This window comes from Streptomyces sp. NPDC034049 (assembly GCF_055575575.1).
Genome location: NZ_JBVISJ010000019.1, coordinates 129271 through 153311 on the forward strand (window position 1 = coordinate 129271; position 24041 = coordinate 153311).

The 24041-nt window shown below is 74.6% G+C and carries 11 protein-coding genes; 5 read left to right on the forward strand and 6 right to left on the reverse strand.

The annotated features are described in order from the left end of the window. Window positions 1-12: 12 nt before the first annotated feature. From ACZ52C_RS37235 to ACZ52C_RS37260, 6 genes are all read right to left on the reverse strand, one after another. On the reverse strand, window positions 13-2070 hold the full coding sequence (locus tag ACZ52C_RS37235) for a hypothetical protein (protein WP_469078952.1): 2058 nt from the start codon (window positions 2068-2070) through the stop codon (window positions 13-15). Beyond that, window positions 2067-5981 (reverse strand): vWA domain-containing protein, encoded by a 3915-nt coding sequence (locus ACZ52C_RS37240; RefSeq protein ID WP_469078953.1) that lies wholly within the window; start codon window positions 5979-5981, stop codon window positions 2067-2069. The genes ACZ52C_RS37235 and ACZ52C_RS37240 overlap by 4 nt, the downstream gene beginning before the upstream one ends. After that, entirely contained in the window at window positions 5978-7138 is a 1161-nt protein-coding gene (locus ACZ52C_RS37245; protein WP_469078954.1) for an ATP-binding protein, read from the reverse strand. Before ACZ52C_RS37245 ends, ACZ52C_RS37240 begins: the two co-directional genes overlap by 4 nt. 180 nt (window positions 7139-7318) lie before the next feature. Further along, window positions 7319-12229 carry a DNA-binding protein gene (locus ACZ52C_RS37250; protein WP_469078955.1) on the reverse strand — a complete coding sequence of 1637 codons (4911 nt, stop codon included), beginning with the start codon at window positions 12227-12229 and terminating at the stop codon, window positions 7319-7321. Further along, window positions 12226-13092 carry a DUF4132 domain-containing protein gene (locus ACZ52C_RS37255; protein ID WP_469078956.1) on the reverse strand — a complete coding sequence of 289 codons (867 nt, stop codon included), beginning with the start codon at window positions 13090-13092 and terminating at the stop codon, window positions 12226-12228. The genes ACZ52C_RS37250 and ACZ52C_RS37255 overlap by 4 nt, the downstream gene beginning before the upstream one ends. Before the next feature lie 376 nt (window positions 13093-13468). Next, entirely contained in the window at window positions 13469-16303 is a 2835-nt protein-coding gene (locus ACZ52C_RS37260) for a M4 family metallopeptidase (protein ID WP_469078957.1), read from the reverse strand. A 562-nt stretch (window positions 16304-16865) separates the two neighbouring features. Here ACZ52C_RS37260 and ACZ52C_RS37265 point away from each other — a divergent pair. The 5 genes from ACZ52C_RS37265 (at window position 16866) to ACZ52C_RS37285 (ending at window position 24038) form a co-directional block, all read left to right on the forward strand. Next, window positions 16866-17378 carry a hypothetical protein gene (locus ACZ52C_RS37265; protein ID WP_469078958.1) on the forward strand — a complete coding sequence of 171 codons (513 nt, stop codon included), beginning with the start codon at window positions 16866-16868 and terminating at the stop codon, window positions 17376-17378. 408 nt (window positions 17379-17786) lie between these two features. Beyond that, window positions 17787-19946 (forward strand): hypothetical protein, encoded by a 2160-nt coding sequence (locus ACZ52C_RS37270; protein WP_469078959.1) that lies wholly within the window; start codon window positions 17787-17789, stop codon window positions 19944-19946. 93 nt (window positions 19947-20039) lie between these two features. Continuing rightward, on the forward strand, window positions 20040-21548 hold the full coding sequence (gene pelF, locus ACZ52C_RS37275; protein WP_469078960.1) for a GT4 family glycosyltransferase PelF: 1509 nt from the start codon (window positions 20040-20042) through the stop codon (window positions 21546-21548). Further along, entirely contained in the window at window positions 21545-22963 is a 1419-nt protein-coding gene (locus ACZ52C_RS37280) for a hypothetical protein (protein WP_469078961.1), read from the forward strand. The genes pelF and ACZ52C_RS37280 overlap by 4 nt, the downstream gene beginning before the upstream one ends. Before the next feature lie 73 nt (window positions 22964-23036). After that, window positions 23037-24038 (forward strand): GDP-mannose 4,6-dehydratase, encoded by a 1002-nt coding sequence (locus ACZ52C_RS37285; RefSeq protein ID WP_469078962.1) that lies wholly within the window; start codon window positions 23037-23039, stop codon window positions 24036-24038. The last annotated feature ends 3 nt before the right edge of the window (window positions 24039-24041 follow it).

Genomic DNA, 24041 nt, shown 5'->3' on the forward strand with positions numbered 1-24041 from the left:
AGCCGAGGGGCGTCAGGCGGTGTGCGACGGGGGCCGCCACGTGGACTGGATCAGGGCGCGTTCGGTACCGGTCAGGTAGATCGCGGTGGCCAGCCACGCGCGGGCGTAGCGGTCCGGGTCGGGGTCGGTGATGCGGCCGAAGACATCCCGGGAGCGGCGGTCCGCCTCCGTGGCCAGCGCGGCCGCCAGGGCGGCACCCGCCCGGAACCCGCTGCGCCGCAGAGCCGCGCCCCCTCCGTCGCGGTCGCCGTCCCGAGCCGGCTCGGCGACCGCGCGGCGGCCCCCGGAGACGGCGACCTCGACCAGGCGGCGCAGCCGCCACAGCGGCGCCTCGGCGAGCGGGTCGGCCGGAACCCCGCCGGGACCGTCGACCGCCGACAGGGCGTCGGGCGGTGGGAAGTGCGCGCCCTGGAGGCGGTCGTAGCCCATATCGGCGTGGCCCTGCCACTCGTCCGGCAGCCGCAGGGTCTCCTCCGTGCCCGGGACCGGGCCGATCGCGAGCGGGCGGAGGGTCGCGGCCCGGTCCGGTTCCAGGCGTCCGAGCACCCGTATCCGCAGCCCGGGACGGGCGGCCAGCTGGCGGAAGTTGGCGGTGTGGGCGAGATCGGGGTGGCCGCCTGCCGGGGTCAGCCGGACGAGGAGACCACCCTCGGCCGACTCCCCGGAGCCGGACACCTCGCGGGCGTAGAGATGGTCGCCCGCCGCGCCGACGAGGACGAGGTCGCAGCCGATCGGTCTGCGCGCCTCCTGCTGCACCTGCTCGGGGTCGGCGCCGGGGCCGCTCCTGAGCCGTTCCGCGACCGCCTCCGCCAGGGGACGTGCGAACAGGGCGGCGAGCGGGCCCGACGTCCAGGAGAGACCGGCGAGGGGAGTGGCGCGCACGCCCTTGCCGGAGCCGAGGCGGCCGTCCGGCGAGACGGTGGCGCCCGAGATCAGCAGTCCGCCACGGGAGAGCTGGGCGTGGTCGAGGGTCCCGGAGCCGAGGGCGACCGGGGCCCGGGCGGCACCCTTGGCGCGGGCCGGACCGCCCGGCTTGACGTCGGCGATCGAGTACCAGCTCCCGTCGTCGGAGACGAGATGGGTGACGACACCGCCGTACCCGGTGGCCGAGATCACCGGTTCCCGGCACACCCCGTGCACCCGCAGACTGCCGCCCGGCCGGTAGGCGCGCCGCGCCGTGCCGACGAGGGCGGGGTCGGGGTCGGCCGCCGACAACTGGCCGGTGGTGAGCAGCAGTTCGCGCACGTCGGCGACGAGGTCGGCCAGCCGGTGGCCGTCGTGCCGGGCGCGGGCCCCGCGCAGTCCGCGTACGACGCGCAGGGCCGCCGCCTCGGCGCGGTGCAGTCCGGCGAGCCGGGCGGTGTGCGCGGCCCGCAGCAACTCCGCCTGCGGCACGGCTCCCGCCGCCGGGACCCCGGCGGCGAGCACGGCCGCGGTGGCCGCCCAGAGACCGGCCGCGGCGGCGACCTGGGCGGGGGTGGGCGCCTTGCCGCCGTCGCCGAGGTCTCCGGTCTTGCCGGTGGGGTTGGCGGGGCCGGTGGTGCCGGTGATACCCACGCCGCTGCCGCCGCTGGCGTCGGTTTTGGCCGGTGCTGTCGCGTCGGCAGCGGTGGTGGTGCCCGGGGAGGAGCCGTCCGTTCCGGGGGACGACGCGTCGGCTCCGGGTGACGCGTCCGCTCCGGCGGGGACGGGTCCCTCGCCCGCCGCCGAACCGGCTTCGCCCGCCGGGCCCGACGGCCCGGCCTCCGGCTCGGTCGCCGTCGCGGGCCTGGCCTCGGCGTCGGCCACCGGGCAGGCGCTCAGGACGGCGGCGCGGTGCAGACAGCGGGGTGCCAGCAGGCAACTGCACACCGCCCGCTCGGCGTCGGTCACCGCGCCCGAGGGGCCGGGCGTCAGCGTGACCTCGGCGTCCTCGCCGCACCGGACGCGCACGGCACCGCCGTCGACCGTGACGGGCAGAGCCGCGTACGTCTCGACCGCGGCGTCCAGCTTCTTGCGCAGCCGGGAGGTCAGGCTCTCGACGGCGGTGGCCACCACGTCGGGTGCCACCGGGGGCAGTTCGGCGTTCATCGGTTCTCTCCGCGGAGGCGGTCCCCCACCCAGCGGGCGAGGGCGAGGGGACTGAGGGCGGCGACCGGCATGCCGGCCGCGACGAGCTGCTGGGCGACGGGCACCGAGTAGCGGGGCGTGCCCGTGTCGTCGAGGGCGGCACAGCCCATCAGGTGCACCCCGGAACTCGCGAGGGCCCGTACCTCTCCCAGGAGCCCGCCCAGCGAGTAGCCCTCCTCGAAGTCGCTCACGACGACGACGAGGGTCCGGCTGGGCACGGTCACCAGGGAACGGGCGTGCGCGAGCCCCGCCGCGATGTGCGTGCCGCCGCCGACCCGGACCTCCAGCAGCAGCGACAAGGGGTCGTCCACCCGGTCGGTCAGGTCGATCACCTCGGTCGAGAACGCCAGGAAGTGCGTCGACAGCGTGGGCACGCCGCCCAGGACGGCAGCGGTCAGCGCCGACCAGATGACGGAGGCCTCCATCGACCCGGACACGTCGACGACCAGGATCAGCCGCCAGTCCGCCTCCTTGCGGGACCGGGTGCTGAACACCGGCCGCTCTGGTACGACCTGGGTCCGGCCGTCCGCCGTACGGTGGGTGCTCGCCAGGTTGGCCCGCAGGGTGCGTGGCAGGTCGAGGCGGCCGCCGGGGCGACGGGTCGGGCGCGGGGTGGCCAGGCCGGTGAGCGCGGGGCGCATCCGGGTGGCGAGCTCCTTGGCCAGTTCGTCGACCAGCCGCCGTACCAGCGGGCGCAGTCTGGCCAGTTGCTGTTCGGGCATACCGCCGGCGAGGCTCAGCACGGAGGTCAGCAGATCGACCGACGGGCGGACGGCCTTGGGGTCCAGCTCGGCCAGTACGTCCGTACGGCCCCGGTCGGCGGCCCGGGCCAGCACCTCCTCACGGACCTCGGCGCCGAACAGGGCGTCCAGTTCCTCGCCCCACTCCCGCGCCGTGGGGAAGGACGCATCCTGACTCCCGCCCTGACCCGGCGCGCCCCGGCCGAGGTCCGAGGAGCCCTCGCCCCGGCCGGTGCCGTACAACTCGTCCAGGGCGTGTGCGTAACGCCGGGCGTCCTGCGGGAGCTTCTCGCTCTCCCGCCCGAGGAGCAGCCGCCAGCGGTCGGTGGGGGAGAGGTGGAGCGGGGAGACCGGCGCCCGGCCGTCGGAGCGGGGCGTGCCGGCGGGCACGGGAGCGCGGGTGGCCTCGGTCGCGGACCGGGCGCGGGTGGTGTCGGCCCACGGCCCGGCCTCGGGTGCCGTCCGGGTGACCGGGACGGCGGTGGAGGTCCGCGGCCCGGCCTCGGCCGCCGGGGGCCGCGCGGCGGCGGTGCTCTCGGGGGACTCCGCCGGGGCCGTGCCGAGCGACAGCCGGAGGGAGCCGACCGCGGTCAGGCCGGCCGTGTCCGCCGCCGTCCACAGCGCGAGGAGCTCCGGGGAGGCGGTGAGGGACAGATCGAGGCGGTCGCCGAGGCGTTCGGTGACCGTACCGAGCAGCCGGTCGCGACCGGCCGGGGTGAGCGTGTCGAAGCCGCCGCGCAGGGCGGGCAGCCGGTCCAGGAACCCCTGGTCCGTCAGCGTGTCGATGCGGTCGAGCAGCGGGTCCAGCGCGGTCGGCGCGGACTGCAGCAGCGGGGCCGCGCCGCTGAGCAGCCCGGTGAGGCGACGGGCGAGCCCGAGGCGGCTGTCGGGACCGGTGGCCGTGTCGATCCACCCGGCCGCACGCGCCCCGACGGTGTCGGCGCCGTCCAGGTCGAGCAGGACCCGGGCGGCGAGGGCGGCCCCCTGGATCAGCGGGGAACCGGAGCGGGCGAGCGTGCCCAGGGCGTCGTCCATGCGCAGACCGAGGCGGTGTTCACCGGCCCGGGCGGCGAGTGCGACGAGCGCGGCCGCGTCCTCCGGCTCGTCGCTGCCCGCGAGACCGGGCAGCGCGCGGACCGCCGCCTCCAGGAGGTCCACGGCCAGGTCGGCGGCCGACGACCTGCCCTCGGGCGTGGTGCCGGGCAGATGGCCCCGGCGCAACGCCTCCAACAGGTCGAGCGCTTCCAGCAGTTCGGGCAGGGTGGCGGCGGCCGGAAGCACGGCGGCTGCGTCCGCCAGCCGGTCGGCGACCAGCGCGGGCAGGTCGCAGCGGGCCGCCGCCCGGAGCCCGGCGAGGACCAGGGCGCAGGTGGGCCCGCCGTCCGCCGACTCCCGCCGGAATGTCTCCCGCAGCGTGCCCTCGGCGGCCAGGGCCGCGGTCACCCCGCGTATCCCGGCCAGGTCGAGCCGGACGGGCACCGCCGGGCTCCACGACACCCGCCACCGGGTGGTGAGCGCCGTGCCGTCGCCCGTGCCTGCCACCTCCACGGACTCGCCGTAGCCCGCACCGCACACCGCGAGACGCTGGAGCAGGATCTCGCGGCGGCCGTCGAGGGCGGAGCGCAGCGGGTCGAGCCGGAGTTCGCGCGAGGCGGGGTCCTCCGGGCCGGGCAGCCGCAGCGCGGCCAGTTCCGCCTCCACGGAGGGGCCGAGACCCGAACGCGGGGTGCCCGGTGCGATCCGGCCCCGGTCGGTGCCGACCAGCACCACTTCGAGCGCGCGGGCGAGGGCGCGACCACGGCCGAGCGGCTCGCCCTGGCCCATCACCGTCGTCAGCGCCTCCAGGACCTCGCCCCGGCCGGGGGCCGCGAGCCCCCGGAGACTGGCCAGGTCGCCCGTCATCCGCAGGGTCTCGGTGGCCTCGCCCGTGCCCGCGGTGTGCCCGGCCGCGCGCAGCTCCCGGCACACATCGGTGATCGCCCGCGCGGCGGCGCCGTGCAGGTGCTCGGGGTCACCCCCGGCTGTGAACACCGCCTGCTGCCAGCGCGGGTCACGGATGCCCGCCGGATACCCGGAGCGGGAGTCCAGCAGGTCGAAGGCGTATGGGACGAGCGAGGTGACGACCGGCGGGTGCTCCCCGACGAGGCCCGCTCCCCGGGCCCCGGCCGCGGTGCCGTCCGCGGCGGGTGCGGCCGGAGCGGCCGTCGGGACGCCCGTCGCGGCCGTCTCCGCGCCGGCGGTCCCGGCTCCCTCCTCCCCGTCGGCCGGGTCGGTGCCCCCGTCGGCCGGGTCCGTCAGCGCCGGGGCGTGGAAGGCGCCGATCACGGCCGCGACCCGGCGTCCGCCCGCGGCGGCGTGGGCGATCGTGTCGCGCATGTGCGCCTCACGCGCCAGGTCGACCGACGGCACACCACCCGCCGACTCGGCGTCGCGACGCAACGCCCACCCCACGCCGAGAGCCGCGCGACGGATCGCCTCCGGCGTGCAGCCGGGAGCGAGCACCTCCACGCACCGGTCCCACAGGTCGTCACCGTCCCGACCGGTGCCGGCGGCGGTGAGCGCCGCCGCGAAGGCGGTCGGCGAGACGAGGGCCGTCGTCCTCGGGGCGTCCGCGGCCGTCGCCGGACGGTCCGCGTCCGTCGGCCCGGCGCCGGCCGGGTTCACCGCCGGACGGTCCTCCTCGGTCGCCCCGGGTCCGGCCGGGTTCACTGCCGGACGGTCCTCCTCCGTCGGCCCAGGCTCGGCAGGGTTCACCTCCGCCCGGTCCGCGCTCCACGCCGGATGCGCCATCGGCAGGTCACAGCACACCACTTCCTTCCCCCGTTCCCGGGCCCAGCGGAGGGCGGCGAGTTCGGGGGAGAAGTCGGCGAACGGGTAGAAACCGAGGCGGCCACCCTCGCTCGCCCCGGCCAGGGCGACCGGCGCCAGGGTGCCCGGGGCGGCGAGATGGGGAAGCCAGTGCTGGAAGTCGGCCGGCAGCTCCACGCAGACGACGTCGGCGCCGGAGGCGTCCAGCAGGGCGGGCACGGCCGCGGCCAGGGCCGGGCTGTGGTGCCGTACCCCCAGCAGATACGGCACCGCAGAGTCGGCGAGGGCCGTGACGGCGGCCCGCGGGTCCTGAGTGGTCGTCACCGAAGGTTCTCCCGCAGGTCCCAGAGGCGGCGCCACATCGCCGAGCCGTCCTCGGCGCGACGGCGCACCGGGCCGTCCCAGTAGCCGAGCAGCCGGGCGTGGTCGGCCGGGTCGTCCTTGCGGACCACGCCCAGCAGATGCCCGGGGACGAGGTCGAGCGCGTCCCCACCGGGCAGATAGGCGGCGGCCACCCCGAGCGAGGCAGCCACCGACACCGCCTCGGCGGTGGACATCACCGTGCCCGGACGCTCCACGTCCCAGCCCTCGGCGGAACGCCCCACGCGCAGATCACGGAAGACGGTGACCAGCACGTCGAGCACCGCGTCGTCCACGCCGAAGGCCGCGCCCGCCCGCTGCACCGCCGCCTCCGCCTGCCGCCTGACCAGCGCCGTCTCGGCGTCGACGTCGGCGATGGGGTGCACGGTCTCGAAGTTGAAGCGGCGCTTGAGCGCGGCGGACATCTCCGAGACACCCCGGTCGCGCAGGTTGGCCGTGGCGATGACCGTGAACCCGGGCGCGGCCGCGACCTGGGCGTCGTCCGTGCCGGACAGCTCGGGCACGCTCACCCGGCGGTCGGACAGGATCGACACCAGCGCGTCCTGCACCTCGGGCAGACAGCGGGTGATCTCCTCGACCCGCGCCACCCGGCCGGAGCGCATCGCGCCGAGCACCGGCGAGTCGACCAGCGCCTGCGGGGTCGGGCCCTGGGCGAGCAGCAGGGCGTAGTTCCAGCCGTAGCGGAAGGCGTCCTCGGTGGTGCCGGCGGTGCCCTGCACGGTGAGCGCGCTGGTGCCGCACACGGCGGCCGACAGCAGCTCGGAGAGCATCGACTTGGCGGTGCCGGGCTCGCCGACGAGCAGCAGGCCGCGCTCCCCGGCGAGAGTGACCACGCACCGCTCGACCAGGGCGCGTTCGCCGACGAACTTGGGTGCGATGACCAGCTGGTCCGGCAGCGTCTCATGCGGCTTGGGCAGCTTCAGCGCCTCGCCGCCGCTGCCGCAGACGAAGGTGACCACGGCACGCGGGGTCAGGCGCCAGCCGGGCGGGCGCGGGCCCTCGTCATGGGCGGCGAGGAAGTCGAGTTCGGTGGCGTGGCGCTCCTCGGCGGGCAGGATCTGCCGGGCCGGAAGGGCCGTCGCCGTGTCGGTCGAGGTCATGAACGTCCTTGCTCAGTAGGGCAGTTGGTCAGTCGGTGGTCGGTGGTCGGTGGTCGGTGGTCGGTTGTGGGGCGGTGGCAGGCGCGTCTGCCGGTCTCGCGGGGTGACGCGAGGCCGGGGCGCCCGGTGGCCGGGGCGCCCGGACCGACTGCTCGCGGTCCGGGCGCCCCCGCCGTCCGTTCAGCGGCGGCGGCCCCGCCGTACCTTCAGTTCCTCGAACCGGGGGATGTCGCCGTCCTGGATCCGCTGCCAGGCCCTGCGGTACAGCTCGGCGGCCGGCTCGGCCGGCACGATCACGCCGAACGTGGCGTGCTCGTCGGTCATCAGGCCCTCGAACAGCGGCAGCTTCCACCGCTCCAGCGGCAGCCGCGGGGCCTTCGGGTCGACCCACGCGCCCGGCAGGAAGAGCGAACGCCCGGCCCTGGCGCGGCTGGCCTCCACCACCAGCTCGCCCCCGGCCAGTTCGGCACGGGCCGCCTTGAGCCGGGCCGGCTTCCAACCCGTCCAGCGGGCCGTCGTCCGGTCCGTCGGGTCGGGCATGGCGAGCAGCATCAGATAGAGCGTGGCGGCGTCCTCACCGATGCCGTACTCCTTCGCCACATCCGTCACCAGCTCGGGCACCGAACGGCTCGGGTCCTGCGGCCACCAGGTGCCGTCCTTGCCGCGCTCGCCCGCCGCGGGGTCGCCCGGGTCGGCCAGCAACGCGGCGTACGGGGCGGAACGGGCCAGGCGCAGTGCCACCTCGGCGGCGTAGGGCCGCTGGTCGTCGACGCGCAGCGCGGGCAGGTACGGGTCGTGGCCGGCCTCGTCGAGCAGCGCCACCCGGATGCCGGGCGACGGCTGGTCGTCGTGGGTGGCCAGGACGACGGCGCCGTAGCGCTCGAAGCCCTCGCCGACCTCGGTCGGGGGGCCGGCGGTCTTGCGGAACTGCGGCAGGCCGACGTACCTGTCGAGGTCCAGGACGAGCCCGGGGTGCGCGAGCCGCTCGCGCACGGCGGTGAGCGCGGCGGGCAGCGCGGCCCGCAGCGGGTCGCCGGCGGGCAGCCGGTGGGCGAGCCAGGCGGCCAGGCCGACCGAGCCGACGAGGGTGTCCGCCGTGAACCCGACCGCGCCGTCGTCGACGGGCCGGACCCGGTCGCCCTTGACGGCCCATTCCAGGTCCCGGGTGAGCCGGGGTTCACCGGCCGGGTGCAGCAGGGCGGGCAGGGCGCCGCGGAGCTCCCACGGGGAGTGCTTGACGGCGCGGTTCGCGTCCGCGAGCAGTTCCTCGGGAACGGCCGTGCGCCTGCCCACCTTGCTGTTCCAGACCTCGGCCGCGGCCGCCACGTCGGGCCCGTCGGTCCACAGCCGGGCCGGGTCGGCGGGCAGCAGCGCGGCCACCACCGCGGCGCGGATGTCGCCGTCGATGCCGCGCAGTTCGTCCTTGGCGACGGCGGCGGGTGCCAGCTTCACACCGATGGCGTTGCGTGCCTCCGTGGAGAGGAACGTGCGCTGGTAGGCGTCGACCTGGGGAAGGCCTGCGACGATCAGCCGGGCCATCGTCTCGGTGACACCGGTGCGACGCGCGAACTCCTCGGCGGCCTCCGGGAACCAGGGGGCGGGACCGCGCGCGTCCAGCTCCGCGAGGAACGCCCCGAGCCGGACCGCGTGCCTCGCCCCGGTCACCCGGCAGGCCTCGCGCAGCGTGTACGGCTCAGGAACCTCGAAGCGCTCCGCCGGGTCGTGGAAGAAGGCGGTGAAGACGGCGCCGTTGTCGTTCAGGGACAGGCGTCCCACGATCGCGAGGAAGGCGTCGCCGCCCAGCGGCAGCACACCGTTCCACGAGCCCGATCGCCACTCGCCCGACGTGGTGCGCAGCTGGTCGGCTGGCAGGCTCACGATCACCCCGCGCCACCGCTCGGCATGGGCCCCGACCCCCAGCCCCAGCGTCTCGAACCGGTCGAGCAGGGTGCGCAGCGCCTCCCGGTGCTCCGGCGAGGTGGTGGCGGCCGTGGCGCGGAGGACGACGGCGCTCGTGCGGTCGGCCAGCGACCACAGATCCGGCTGCCCGGTGGGCAGTTCGGGCCCGTCGAGGTGGAGGCGTACGGCCGGTGCCTGCGGGGCGGTGCCGGCGGGGAGGAGTCCGGCGGCCCTGCTCAGCGTACGCAGCGAACGGAAGACGGTGTCGGCCTCCTCGTCGCGGTTCCACCAGTGGTTCGCCGACTGGCCGAGGCCGCTCAGCGCGCCCTGGAGGACGGTGTCCGCGGGGCCCGCGGGCCCCTCCAGCTCGTCCACTCCCTCGTCGAGCGCCCGGGTGAGCCGGGTCGCCGCGGCGTCGAGGACGGCCTGCTGGCCGGCGGCGTGGCGGACGATGCCGGCGATGCCCGCCACGAGGGCGTCGTGTGTGACCGGCAGCAGCGCGCGGATCGCGTCGGGCAGCGCGTCCTTGTCCTTCTGGGCGGCGGCCAGCAGGGCCGTCGACGTGGCCGCGTCGATGCGGCGCAGCGCGGCGGAGCCCTCTGGGTCGCGCGGTGTCATGCACTCCCAGAACTGCACCGGAGGCAGCAGCAGGGTGCCCTCGCCGTAGATGCCCGGGGTGCGGTCCGTCTTCGCGACGGAGGTGACCACGCCGTCGTGGTCGACGATCTCCAGCTGCCAGCCGTTGCGGACGACGGCGCGGGCCCGGTCGTCGCCCGGGAAGACGACGAGCGCGGATGGCCTGCCCCGGCCGGCGGGCAGGGTGACGGTGTGTCCGGCGAGGTCCTGGGAGCGCCAGGAGCCGTCGGGCAGCTGGATTGTGCGGATGCCGACCACGCCGTCCACGGGGGCCGAGGCCGGTGCGTGGCCGACGGTCGGGGAGGGGCCGAGCCAGCCGCTGTCGTAGACGCTGCCCTCGGGGGCGTCGCGCAACGCGTCGGCGAGGAAGGCGGGCATGCTCATGCGCCCGCGCTTGTCCGTCGCCGGGTCGTACTCGTAGAACCCGTGGGTCTCCCGCTCCCCCTCCGCGTGCCAGACCCAGTACGAGGCGCCGTCGAAGAGCAGCCATCGCTCGCCGGGGACCGTCGTGTCCCCGGCGTGCAGCACACCCGCGCCGGTGGCCCGGCCGCCGCCCGGCAGGGGCAGGGTGAGCCTCAGGTCGGCCTTGTACCAGTCCATCTCGGTGCCCCGGGTGCCGCCCGGGCCCTCCATGCTCTGGGGGCTGTCGGCCCGGGTGTGCCAGTAGCCGCGCAGGCCGTTGTCGCGGGAGCGCCAGTAGACCAGCAGCTCGCCGTCCACGTGGTGGAAGCCCGGGTCGCCCCACTTGTCGTCCGCGGGGATGCGCAGGTCGTGGGTGAGGAGGGTGCCCTCCGCGCCGATGACGCGGGCCTGGGCGGCGCCCGCCACGACCAGGTGCGGCCAGGCGTCGGCGACGATGATGTCCTCGACGTCGTTCTTCGGGACGAGCGTGGTGGTCGCGTCCTCCCAGGCGGGCCAGCCGAGTTCGTCGAAGAGGCCGGCACGCAGGGTGCGTGTGAGCACCGGGGCCAGGTCGGTGGAGACGGCGGAGCGCACCTCGTCCTCGGCGAGCGCCAGCGCCTCGGCGGGCAGCCACTTCAGCCGGGCGAGCGCGTCGGGCAGCTGGGGCAGCCCCACGGCGGCGAACTGCCGGACGACCCCGCGCACCCACTCGGCCAGGAGCGGTCGCCCGCCCGGCGAGGCGGCCAGCACCCGGATGGCGCGTCGCCCCGAGTCGTCGTCGCCGAACCGGTCCGCGCCGCGGCGGAACGCCTCGTGGAAACGGGCGTCGGCGGCCAGCGACAGCAGCTCGCGGTGCCCCTCGCCCGGGGCCCACTGCTCCAGCGGCAGCGACCCGTTCTTCGCCGGGGCGGCCACGGGCACGTCCAGGGACAGCAGCAGATCCATCAGATCGACGTCGTGCGTGACCCGCACCTCACGTCCGGCAGTGGCCAGTTCGGCGCGGAGCCGGTCCGCCGTCCGCTCGACCAGCGGATACAGCTCGGGCATCCGGGTGGAGCCGCGCCAGGACCGGGCCCGCTCCCGGTAGGTCAGGAAACGCTCCAGCCAGCCCGCCGTGCCGTCGTGCGGACGCTGGTCCTCGGGCAGGGAGTCGTCCCACAGCCCGGCCGTGGCGCCGGAGGCCTCCAGCATGTCCAGCCACATCGCGGGCATCTCGTCGTCGTGGGACGCGGGGAGCATGTCCAGCAGGGTGCCCCGCACCTCGGGTGCCCGCGCCGCCAGCGCCACCAGCGCCGCACGGTGCCCCTTCCACCAGCCCGCGGCGGCACGCGCCGTGGACGGCAGGGCCAGCAGCTCGGCCAGATAGTCCTGCTCGGTCAGGCCCGCGTCCCGGCCGGCCGCCCGAGCCAGCCGCCGCAGGTCGTTCGCCATCTGCGCCGAGGGCGGCAGACCGCCCGCCGTGCGGCGCAGGCACAGCTTGGTGAAGCGCCGCAGCGCCTCCTCGGCCGGGACCCGCGCGGCCAGCTCCTTCGCGTACGCCGACAGCACCTTCACCGGGAGCGCGCCGGCCAGCGCGAACTCCAGGAACACTGCGTCCAGCCGGTCCTCCTCCACGACCAGCCCGTGCTCCGCCTCGGCCTTGCGGGCGCGGGTGAACAACTGGGCCGCGTAGGTGGCGTTCTCCTCGGCGAGGAAGACCCGTCCGGCCTGCTCGAAGAAGGTCGGCAGGAAGTGCGGCACCGACGCCGCCAGCCGCTCGCCGAGCTCCAGATAGGCGTCCATGGCCGTCTTGGGCTTCGACTTCGCCTGCCGTGCGGCCCGCTCCAGGTCCGGCACGATGCCCAGCGCGTGGTGCCCGTCCGCCGGGTGGTGCACCAGCACCCACTCGGGGAAGCCCAGCGACTGCCTCAGCCCCAGCCCCACGACGGCCGGCTCCGCGTCCTGCTCCAGGCCGAGGAACCCGGCGGCCAGATCCTCCGCCGCGCCCAGCTCCCCGGCGACCAGCCGCACCACCACCCGGTCCTCCAGGCCCGGATGACGGTACGTCCGCGCGGTCAGCGGTACCGCCCGCTCCCCGGCGTCCTCGGTGTCCGGCGGCAGCACCCCGCCCGCGGCCAGCACGTCCTCGTACGACACCCGTGTCCCCCCGCTCATGCGTCCTTGCCCTCCTCGATCACGCGCCCGGCGTACAGTGCCGCGGCCATCCGCATTCCCTCCGACCACGCCACCGGGCCCACCTCGCCGAGCGGCAGGGCGCGGCCGTTCTGGTCCTGCCAGGTGAGACCGCCGGTCTCCACCTCGGCGTCCCAGTACGGTTCTCCGATCCACACGCAGGCCTCGACGGTGCGCCCGCCGTCCCGGACCCGGGCGGTGGCATGACCGCCGGAGACGCGGTACCCCAGGGAGGTGGCGCGCGCGGCGAGAGCGAAGCGGGAGCGGTACTGGCCGCCGGTGAACTCCCGCACCTGGGTGGCCTTGGCGGCCAGGTCGTCCGGTCGCCGCCAGGTGGCCCGGTGTATCTGCTCGACGCGCTGGACGATGCCGAGCTCCGCCGCGAACTCCCGGATGTCGTCGAGGTCCGGCAGCAGCACCGGGTGCGGCAGCGTCACCGTGCGCGGGGAGAGGCGGACCGTCTCACCGTCCAGGTTCACCACGCGCAGTTCGCCGGCGTCCGTGGCGCCCCGCAGGAAGCCGACATCGTCCGGGTCGTCACCGACCACCGCGAGGTCGCGCAGCGCGGCCTGCCACGCCTCGTCCGGCCACACCCGGGCCAGCAGACCGGTGGGTACGGGCAGTGACGACACCATCCAGGCGTCCACCTGTTCGACGCATGCCGTCGCGTGTCGATCCAGCCACTCGGCGAACCGGCGCAGCCGGTCCACCTCGGGGTGGTCCTTCAGCGCCTTCGGCAGCGACTTCAACTGCCGTCCCGCAGCCCTGCCCGAGGTGGCCCGAGCGGCCACCCGCCCCTCCACAAGAGCGACTTCGTACCCGTCGCCCGCCGACAGCCAACCCACTAACCCCAGCCCCTAGCGTCAGATCCACACGAAGAAAGCACAGTTCAGCCGGGGAATCCCGGCCCAAGTGCGACCATGTGCGGAACGCTAGCGGCAGCCACTGACAATCGGTCCGGCGCCTCCCCACGAAGCCTCCCTCCGGCACGTCGGGAACCCCGACGGCACAGCGGGCACGCGAGACGGCCCCTCCGGCGTCCGGCAAGCCAATCGAAGCGAACAGGGGCGACGCATCCGTAGACCTACGTAACCGGAGTACGTATTACCGGCCAGTCGCCGTAGGCGGCGCCGCGCTCCCGCGGCGCTCACCCTCCGCAGTGACACGTGCCCGCCCACCGGCCGGCCCGGCACCGCCCCTGTCCGCCTCGGACTGATCCCCCTAGCGCGTCGTCGCCCCGGCCGACCGCGCCGCGGCCTCGCAGCTTCCGGCCGGGCGGGCGCGCGTCACCACGTCGCTGACACCGGTGGTGGAGTCGAGCCAGACCACCCGGGTGCCGACGGCCGCCGCGGCGGACAACTGCTCGCCGCGGTTGCAGGAGACGCGGGCGCGCCGTCCCGTGTCGCCGGGGAACTGCCAGAGCTTGGCCAGGGACTCGTTGCGGATCGCGGTGTCGCCGGTGCGGGCCGTGGCGGTGACCGTGTCCTCGGACGCCGTCACGTCGGAGACGTTCAGGGAGTTCGGGCCGCTCTCCGGGCTCAGGTCCACCACACCGGAACCGTCCAGGGCGGAGCGCCTCAGCAGTGTCCTGCTGTCGCCCCGGACCTCGTTGGCGAGCCAGTAGGCGTATCGGCCGTTCACGGCGGTCGGGCCGAGACTCGTGGTCGCCTCCGACCCGTGCAGCAGCGTGTCCTCACCGGTCGCGACGTCGATGATCCGCGTGGAGTACGCGTACGACGCCCGCACGCGCCGGTAGTCCTGGTAGACGACCCGTCCGTCGCTCAGTGACGGGAAGGACGCCCGGCGGTAGGTGCCGCCGCCGATGGAGACCTTGGCCGCCGGGTCCTTCAGACTCAGATACGTCACGCCCCGGCGCCCGCCGTGGTTGTGGTGCTCGAAGGTCACGGTGTCGCCCTCGACGTCGATCGAGGAGCCCACGCCCCGGCCGGACCACAGCTTGCGGACGGGACCGCCCGCGATCGGCCGGGCGAGGACCTCCACGGGACCGGAGCCGTAGGCCGTCCACACCACCGTCCTGCCGTCCGTCGCCGGATCGACGTGGTAGCGGCCGTCGTTGGGACTCATCAGCTTCAGCCGGCCGGAACCGTCGGTGCGCCCGGCCCACACCGAGTACGCCTCGGTGCCCGACTCGTTCGACTGCGAGGCCACCCACCAGTCGCCACCCGCGCCGAGGCGGGAGTCGGTGGTGTTGACGCGCTCCAGCAGCGGATCGGAGTCGACGCCCAGGGAGAGCTCCCAGTTGGCCACGATGCCATGGGCGTTGAAGGCCCGCTGCACCGCGGTCAGGTCCTGACCCTGCACGCCGAGGGCCCGGGCGGCGGCGACCACCGCGTCCCGGCCCTGGGTGAACCCGTCGAGCGGGGTGAGGTACTCGGTGAGCGCCTTGTACACGACCCGGTCGGCGAGCGTGGCGCCGAGGTCCTCGCGGATGTCCCACAACGCCCCGGAGAAGATGGTGGAGTTGAGGTGGACTCCGCCGTTGTCCGTGCCGAACCCCACCCCGAGGAAGGACTTGGCCGTGGTCCGCCCGTCGTTCAGGTCGCGCACCGCGCACTCGGCGGCGGCCTTGGTACGGCACAGCCGCTCGCCCAGGAGCCCGGCGTCCGGGTCGTCCATGGGCACGCCGTACACGTCCGTCTCGATGGCGTTGCCGAAGTAGTCCGCGATCGCCTCGTTCAGGGCACCGGACTGGCCGGCGTAGACGAGGCCGGCCGAGTGGTCGACGACCCCGTGGGTCATCTCGTGACCGACGACGTCCAGCCCGGCGGAGAGCGGCCGGTACTCGGCGTCGCCGGTGCCGTACACCATCTTCGTGCCGTCCCAGAAGGCGTTGACGTACGGCTCCCCGTAATTCGTCACGCCCACCAGGGAGTCGACCGACATCCCGCGCCCGTCGAGGCTGTTCCGGCCGTGCCCGCCCTTGAACCAGTCGAAGACCTGCCCGGCGGCCCAGTGCGCGTCCACCGCGCCCGCCTCGGTCGCCTCCGCCCCGAAGTCGGCGGTGGGCGAGGCGAACTGCGCCAGGTCCGGGGGCCAGGCGCCGGCCACGTCGGTGACCTGTCTGCCGCGCGCGTCCCAGGTCGTCAGGACGGGACGCCCGGTCTCCTCGTCGACCCGGGAGGCGTCGCGCAGGACGTGCGTGCCACGGACCTCGTCGAGGGTGACCTCCAGGCCCACGGTGCGACCGTCCAGCCTGACGCCGGAGCCCGCCGCGGTGGCCCGCCCGGAGAGCCGTCCGGCCGCGTCGGCCCGCCCCGAGGGCCTGCCGTCCGCCTTCGGCACCGCGTCCGGTCCGGAGGTCGCCCCGGGCGCGCCGAACGTCCTGATCCCGCTGTACTGCAGGACCGGATACCCGGCGTCGGCGTCGACGTAGACCTCGCGCAGCACCGGCTCTCCGCCCACCGGGCTCGCGCCCCGGACGGTGATGTGCCGGGTGAGCACACCGGTGCCGGCGGGCAGGACGACCAGGCCGTTCGAGGTGCCGGTGAGCGGATGCCCGGCCTCCTCGCCGCCCTCCTCACCGCTGTCTTCGCCGCTCTCCCCGCCGTTTTCCCCGTACGCGGTGAAGTCCCGCTCGCGCAGATCGGTCAGTACGGCGTCGACGGCCCGTTCGACGGCGAGCGCGTCGTCCACCGCGGGGGCGGCGGTGTCGGCCCGCAGACCCGTGAAGTACCTGCCGGACGTGCCGGTGACGACCCGTTCGCCGTCCCGCTTCTCCATGCGGACGACGTACTGGCCGCCCAGCACCGGCACCCCGCGGTGCTCCTGCCGCAGCCGTACGATCTCGTGCCCGTCACCCGTCGTGAGGGTGCCCGTCGCCTCGAGGTCGCGCCCCGGATCCGCGATCCGGTAGCGGTCCTCCCGTTCGGCGAGGTGGGCGCGTGCCGCGGCCACCGCGTTCGGGGCGTCCGGGGCCCGTTCCGCAAGGCCCTCCACCAGTGCCGGTGTCGCCGTCCGCTGCCCCGGTACCAGCTCTCCCGGGCTCGGTGGCGGTGTCGTCGCCTCCGTCGCCGCGTCGGCCGGTACCGCCGACACGACGAGTGCGGCGACGCCGATCAGCGCCGCCGCACCCGGCCTGCCGTACCTGCGTGCCCCCGATAACCCCGACCGTCTCTCCGAACTCGCTCTGGAACGGCCCACGGTGCCCCCATTTCCCCAAGAATCCGAAACCGGCGGTGGTCGACCGCCGGGCACGGCCATGGAACAGGCGATGCTCCGACTCATCAACGGGGCGGCGGTTTCCACAGATGACTTCCGGCCCCGTGGCCGCCGACGGAGGGACGGGGGCCGGAAATCGGCGGTTGGCCGAGATCTCGCGTCCCGCGCGGTGGCGGAGGAGCGGGCCGCGAGGTGCGATACGCGCCAATGCGGTCCCGTCCGTGTGGTGGCCCGAGCGTGCCGCCACGACACGGTCCGCACCCCCTGTCACATCGCCGTTACCGTGCGCTGACGCGGGCCTGCGAACCGCCGTCACGGATCCATCGCATCGCCTTCACCCTGCGTGCACTTTTGGCCGGGTGGCGGTCGGCCGCCGCCCGTCGGGGCAGACTTCGTGCCGGTCGGATGCCTAGCCTCCCGGCCCATGCGATCACCACTGATGAGACGCTTCGGCCTCGGTGCCGTACTGGCCCTCGCCCTCGCCGTGTTCGGCCTGGCCCCCGGCGCGAGCGCGGCGCCCGCGGCATCCGCGGAGCTGGCGTTCGCCACCGACAGCGCCACCACCACGCCCGGCGGCACGGTCAATCTGTCGATGACGATCAAGAACAACCACACCTACGACGTCTGGTTCGTCTACCAGACCATCGAGCCCACCTGGCTGACCACCCAGCGCCCCGACCTCAAGTACTCCTTCACGGGTTGCAGCCTCGCCACGGCCGCCGGCGCCACCCCCTGCTCCGGGACCGGCCCCGCCAACCTGGGCGCCAACTACGGCGCCACGATCCCGCCCGGTCAGAGCCGTACCGTCACGCTGACGCTCCAGGTCGCCGGGGACTCCGGCTGCAACGGGAACATCGGCTTCTACTCGTACTACTACGCCGAGTTCAGCGACAGCACCAGCGTCAGCGGCGGTCCGGTGTTCACCCCCGAGACCCGGGTGCTCTGCGCCTGACGGCCCGTCACGAGGTGGGCGGTCGTGACGGGAGTGACCTGAAATGATCTGCGATCAGGCTTCCGTCATGGTCTGAACCACTGGCGAACGGTCGGACGGGTCCGAACGGTTCGCCGACACGCCCCGCAGGGCCCGGACCAGCGCTCCGGGCCCTAGCGGTCGGTCCGGGCCCCCTTCGGGGGCGGATGAGAAAACGTTCAATTCGGTTCCAGGTTCGCCCAGTTGGACACCTGCACTTTTCCGTCATGTTTCGCAGCATGACCACGAAAGCCACACACAGACACCACTATGTGACGCGACGGATGCGTCGACGACTGGGTTCTGAGGGGGACGCCGGCGTCACGCAAGGGGGTGCGTCCGCTCCAGGAGAGGCGTGCTCACCCCTGCCCGGGGAGGGGACTTCACCGCATGAAGCGGACTTTACGCACCACCGTGCTCACGGTGGGCGCGCTCATCGCCGCGCTCGGCCTGCCGGCCGGCCCGGTCCACGCCGACGACACCACGCCCCGCGTCGATCTGCGGGTCCTGGTGGTCAGCGACGGCGGCCCGTCGACCGACGCGATAGCCGCCGAACTCGCCACCGTCGGCACGCCGTACACCGAGATCGACCTGACGAGCGCCGACCGGCCGGTCATCGACGCCGGCTTCCTCGCGGACACCGTCGACGGCCGCCCGCGCGCCAAGTACCAGGCGGTCGTGCTGCCCAACGACAACCCGTTCCCGGCCGGCTCCGCCGAGATGACGGCGCTCGCGGAGTACGAGCGCACCTACGCGATCCCCCAGGTCGACGCCTACACCTACGCGCGTCCGGAAGCCGGTCTGCAGTACCCGGTGTACGGCGGCTACTCCGGCAGCCTCGACGGCGCCGAGGCCAGGGTGACCGACGCCGGGAAGGCCGGCCCGTTCGGCTACCTCGACGGCGCGGTGCCCTTCGAGGACAACGACCCGGCCATCGGCGAGAGTTACGCCTACCTGTCGAGGCCGGTCGCGGGGGCCGACTTCACCCCCTACGTCGACGCGGCCGTCCCCGGCCAGTCCACCCGCGGCACGCTCGTCGGCGAGTACCGGCACGACGGGCGGCGCGAGCTCGTCGTCACCTTCGTCTACAACCGGTACCAGCAGCAGTTCCGGCTGCTGGCCCGCGGCATCGTCGAGTGGATGACCGGCGGGGTGCACCTGGGCGCCTCACGGAACTACTTCGCCGTGCACGTCGACGACGTGTTCGCCGCCGACGACCGCTGGAACACCCAGCTGAACTGCACCCCCGGCGACGTCGACTGCGCCGACCCGAACATCGAGCCCGACCCCATCCGCATGACCCCGGCCGACGTCGACCACGCCACCGCCTGGCAGACGGAGAAGAACTTCACCCTCGACCTCGCCTACAACGGCGCCGGCAGCGTCGACCACCGCGAGGACAACAACGGCGACGACGCCCTCGCCGACAAGTTCATCGCGGACCGGAACCAGTTCCGCTGGATCAACCACACCTACTCCCACCCCTTCCTCGGCTGCGTCCAGGACACCAGCGTGGTCCCCTGGAGATGCGCGACCGACGCCGGCGGCTCCACCCGCTGGGTGAGCCGCAACGACATCTCCGACGAGATCGCCACCAACCGCGTCTGGGGCGAGAGGGCCGGACTCCCCCTGGAGAACGGCGAGTTGGTCACCGGTGAACACTCCGGCATGAAGGTGCTGCCGCAACAGCCCGACGACAACCCCAACCTGGCACTCGCCCTCGACGACAACGACATCACCTGGCTCGGCTCCGACAACTCCCGCGAGCCCGCCCAGCGTCAGGTCGGCCCCGCCACCACCGTGCCCCGCCACCCGATGAACGTCTTCTACAACGCGGGACGCGCGGCCGAACAGGTCGACGAGTACAACTGGATCTACACCAGCCGCGCCCAGGGCGGCAGCGGCATCTGCGAGGACAACCCCGCCACCACCACCTGCCTCACCGCACCGCTGGACACGGCCACCGGGTACGCGGAGGTCATCGTGCCGCTGGAGAAGCGGATCGCCCTCGGCCACGTCCTCGCGGGCGACCCGAAGCCGCACTTCATCCACCAGTCGAACCTGGCCGAGGACCGCATCGCCTACCCGGTGCTCGACGGCGTCCTCGACGACTACGCGGCCCTGTTCGCCGAGAACACCCCCGTGGTCAACCTGCGGATGAACGACATCGGCGCCGAACTCCGGCGCAGGGCCCTCTGGCAGGCCGCCCTCCAGGCCGGCGACGTCTCCGCCCACCGCATCGGCGACACCGTGACCGTCGAGGCACCGGACGGCCTCGCGGTCACCGTCACCGCGCCCACCGGCACCACCCTGGCAGGTGCCGCCTTCGGCGACGCCTACGCCGGCGCGGTCTCCGGCTGGACCCCCTCCACAGGCGCTCCCCTCGCCCTCGCCCTGCCCACGCCGGCCGGCTCCCCGGCGGCCGACGCCACCGGATCCGTCGAGACCACGGACCCAGCGCCGGACACCCGTGTCCCCGCGGGCGTGAGCGAGAGAGTGCCGTACACCCCGGACACCGACTCGACGGACACCGACACCGCGGACGACTGAGCCGCGGCACCTGCCCATCGAGCCGTCCCGGCCGCGTCACCCGCGGCCGGGACCGGCGGGAACCACCCCACACCACAGCCGTGGAGCACACCGATGCCTGTTCCCCACGACGCGCGCCGACTCGGCGCGACGCGCGTCACCCTCCTCACCGAAGGCACCTATCCCCACAGTCACGGCGGCGTCAGCGTCTGGTGCGACCAACTCGTCCAGGGCATGCCGGACCTCGACTTCGATGTCATCGCCGTGACCGGCACCGGACGCGAACCCCTCGTCTGGGACCTGCCCGCCCACGTCTCCCGAGTGCTGTCCGTCCCCATGTGGGGCGACCCGCCCGAGGGCCGCGCGCCCCGGGGCCGCGCCCGTCACCGCCTCACCACCGCCTACGAACGGTTCCTCACCGCCCTGCTCGACCCGGGCGCCGAGGACGGCTTCGCGCCCGCCCTGTACGAGCTGGCCCGGGCCGCGGCGGACGGCACGCTCAGCCCCTTCCTGCGCTCGGACCGGGCGATCGCCCAGCTGGCCGCCGTCTGGAACCGCCCCGGCCTCGCGGTCCGCGAGGCCCGGCCCACTCTGCACGACGCGCTCACCGCGACCTCCCTGCTCGAACACGCCCTGCGCCCGCTCGCCGCGCCGCTCCCCGAGACCGGCGTCGCACACGCGGTCAGCGGCGGTGTCGCCGTCCTCCCGGGCCTCGCCGCCCTCGAACGGCACGGCGTTCCCCTGCTGCTCACCGAACACGGCGTCTATCTGCGTGAGCGCTACCTCGGCTACCGCACCGCCCCCTACCGCTGGCCCGTGAAGGCGGTCGTCCTCGGCTTCTTCCGCCTGCTCGCCGAGGAGACCTACCGCAGGGCCGCCCTGATCACCCCCGGCAACCGCTACAACCGGCTCTGGGAGGAACAGGGCGGCGCCGACCCCGAGTCGATCCGCACGGTCTACAACGGCGTCGACCCCGCCGCGTTCCCGCCCGCCGGGCCCGAGCCGGAGACGCTCACCCTCAGCTGGGCGGGCCGCGTCGACCCCATCAAGGACCTGGAGACCCTCATCCGGGCGTTCGCCCTCGTCAGGGCCGAACTCCCGGACACGCGACTGCGGTTGTTCGGCGGGACACCACGCGGCGGCGAGGCCTACCGGGAGCGCTGCGAGGCTCTCGCCGCCGAACTGGGCCACGGCGACGCCGTCACCTTCGAGGGCCGGGTCGACGACATCAAGGACGCCTACGCGGCCGGCAACGTCGTGATGCTCTCCAGCATCAGCGAGGGCTTCCCGTTCACCCTCATCGAGGCCATGTCCTGCGGACGGGCCACCGTCTCCACCGATGTGGGCGGTGTGCGCGAGGCCGTCGGCGACACCGGGCTCGTGGTGCCGCCGCGCGACCCGGAGGCGATGGCCCGGGCCGCGCTGGAACTGCTGGGCGACCCGGCACGCCGCCGGGCGATGGGGGAGGCGGCCCGGTTCCGGGTGATCGAACAGTTCACCCTCCGCCGGACCATCGACACCTTCCGCGCCATCTACCTCGAACTGCCCACGCTGCGGCAGCGGCCGACGACCGTCGAGATCCCGGCGGCCGCGCCCGCCCCGATCAGCACGGTGGCCGGATGAGCGGCCCCCTGTCACTCGAACCCGGCGGCGCCGAACAGGACACCCTCGCCATCCGGCTGGCCGACCGGCGCCGCCCGCGCCGCCGCCCCAGCTGGGCCCTCGGCGACGACACCACCCTCACCATCCGCCTCCCGCACCGGGGTCCGGACGAGGAGGCGGTCAACGAACTCGCCGCCGAACTCGCCGACCGCGTCGGCCCGGCCGTCCACCCGTACGAAGTGGCCGCCCTGCTGGAGGCGGAGGGCCTGTCCGCCTCCCTCATCAAGGAACGCTACGGCCACCCCAGCCTGTTCTCGCTCGCCGCCGCCCTGTACGAACGCGTACCGAGGACGTTCCCCGAACCCGCGCGGGGCGCCGACCCCTGGCGCCCGGACACCGTGCGCTGCCTGCTGCGGGGCGTCCTCTTCGCCCTGCCCGGCCTCGCCTATCTGCTGACCGCCCCGCTGTGGAACCCCGGCGCCCACGCCCCGGCCCTGATCGTCGCCGGCCTCGTCTCCTGGGCCTGGGGCCAGGCCCTCGGCCACCGCGCCCACCTGCGGATGGCGACCGGGCGGCACGAGGCCGGCCGTACGCTCCTGACCGGCGCCCCCGTCGGAGCGCTCGTCGCCACGGCGAGCGCGGCACTGCCCGCGGGCGGCGGCCCGGTGACCCTGGTGGCGGCCGCCCAGTCCCTGTACCTGGGCGCGGCGGGCGTCCTGCTGGTCCTCGGCCGGGAACGCCAACTGCTCGCCGCGCTCAGCCCGTTGATCGCCGGAGCCGCCGTCCTGCCCTGGTGGGAACCGGGCCCGTGGCCCCGCGCGGGACTGCCCCTGCTCGCCCTGCTCGCCACCCTCGCCGTCACCGGCCTGACCCTGCGGGCCGTCCTCTCCACCCCCGCCGTCCCCGACGCCCGCCGCCCCCGCCCGCTGTGGTCCCTGCCGTACGGCCTCTTCGGCCTGGCCGCCGGTGTGCTGGTACTGCTGGAGGGCCGACAGGAGCCGTACGCGGTGATCGTGCTGACAGTGAGCATGGGCCCGGCGGAATGGCTGCTCTACCGCTACCGGGGACTGTCCGTCGCCGCGCTGCGGGCCGCCGCGACTCCCGCCGGGTTCCTGCTGCGCTCGGCCGGGATCCTCGGCCTCTGCCTGCTCGTCTATCTGCTGCCGCTGCTGCCCGCGGCCCTGCTCACCGGCGCCGCCCCCGCCCCGCTGCTGCTGCTCGCCGCCGTCCTGTGGACCGCGCTGCTGCTGCAGGCCTTCGGGGCGGCCTGGCCGTCCGCCGCGATCTGTCTGGCGGCGGCCGGCGGCGCCGGGGCGGTCACCCTGCTGCGCCTGCCACCGGGCGACCTGGCGCTGCCCCTGTGCTGCGCCGCCGCCGCGCTCTGTCTGTCGGCGTGCGCGCTGCGGTTGCTCGGCCGGCCCGCGCCACACGCCTGAGCCCCGTGCTCACCCGACCACCGCGCACCTCCCACGTGCCACCCCCACACCACCGACCGGAAGGACACACCAGTTGACCTCCGCACCGCTCGCCGCCGTCACCGGAGCCGAGGGTTTCATCGGCTCCCACCTGACCGAGGCGCTCGTCGCCTCCGGACACCGGGTCCGGGCCATGGCCCAGTACAACTCCTTCTCCTCCTACGGCTGGCTGGAGACCCTGCACCCCGACGTCCTCGACCAGGTCGAGATCGTCCTCGGCGACGTCCGCGACCCCGGCTCGGTCCGCGGTCTCCTCGACGGCGCCGACACCGCCTACCACCTGGCCGCCCTCATCGCGATCCCGTACTCCTACCAGGCACCCCACAGCTACGTGGACACCAATGTCACCGGCACCCTCAACGTCCTGGAGGCCGTCCGCGCCCTCGGCACGCCCCGTCTGGTCCATACCTCCACCAGCGAGACCTACGGCACCGCCCGGACCGTGCCGATCACCGAGGACCACCCCATCAACACCCAGTCCCCGTACGCCGCCTCGAAGGCCGGTGGCGACCGGCTCGCCGACAGCTACCACGCGAGCTTCGACACCCCCGTCGTCACCCTGAGACCTTTCAACACCTTCGGGCCCCGCCAGTCGATGCGGGCGGTGATCCCCACCGTCATCGGCCAGGTCGCGGCGGGGGAGCGCACCATCACCCTCGGCGATCTGCGTCCCACCCGGGACTTCATGTTCGTCAAGGACACCGCGCAGGCGTTCCTCACCGTCGGCACCGCGCCCGCCGAGCAGGTCGTCGGCCGCACCTTCAACGCCGGCACCGGCGGCGAGATCTCCGTCGGCGACCTCGTCGCGCTGATCGGCAAGGTCATGGACAGCGAACTCGACGTCCGTGCGGACGAGGCCCGCATCCGGCCCGCGAACTCCGAGGTGATGCGGCTCGTCGCGGACGCGAGCCGCCTCACCGCCGCCACCGGCTGGCAGCCCGCACACACCCTGGAGCAAGGCCTCGCGCACACCGTGGAGTTCTTCCGTGACCCGGCCAACCTCGCCCGCTACAAGACCGACATCTACAACATCTGACTC

Bases quoted from the DNA above. Each gene is read 5' to 3' on its own strand.
- ACZ52C_RS37235 (WP_469078952.1), bottom strand. From the start codon at position 2,070: ATGAACGCCGAACTGCCCCCGGTGGCACCCGACGTGGTGGCCACCGCC.
- ACZ52C_RS37245 (WP_469078954.1), bottom strand. From the start codon at position 7,138: ATGACCTCGACCGACACGGCGACGGCCCTTCCGGCCCGGCAGATCCTG.
- ACZ52C_RS37250 (WP_469078955.1), bottom strand. From the start codon at position 12,229: ATGAGCGGGGGGACACGGGTGTCGTACGAGGACGTGCTGGCCGCGGGC.
- ACZ52C_RS37265 (WP_469078958.1), top strand. From the start codon at position 16,866: ATGAGACGCTTCGGCCTCGGTGCCGTACTGGCCCTCGCCCTCGCCGTG.
- ACZ52C_RS37270 (WP_469078959.1), top strand. From the start codon at position 17,787: ATGAAGCGGACTTTACGCACCACCGTGCTCACGGTGGGCGCGCTCATC.
- pelF (WP_469078960.1), top strand. From the start codon at position 20,040: ATGCCTGTTCCCCACGACGCGCGCCGACTCGGCGCGACGCGCGTCACC.
- ACZ52C_RS37280 (WP_469078961.1), top strand. From the start codon at position 21,545: ATGAGCGGCCCCCTGTCACTCGAACCCGGCGGCGCCGAACAGGACACC.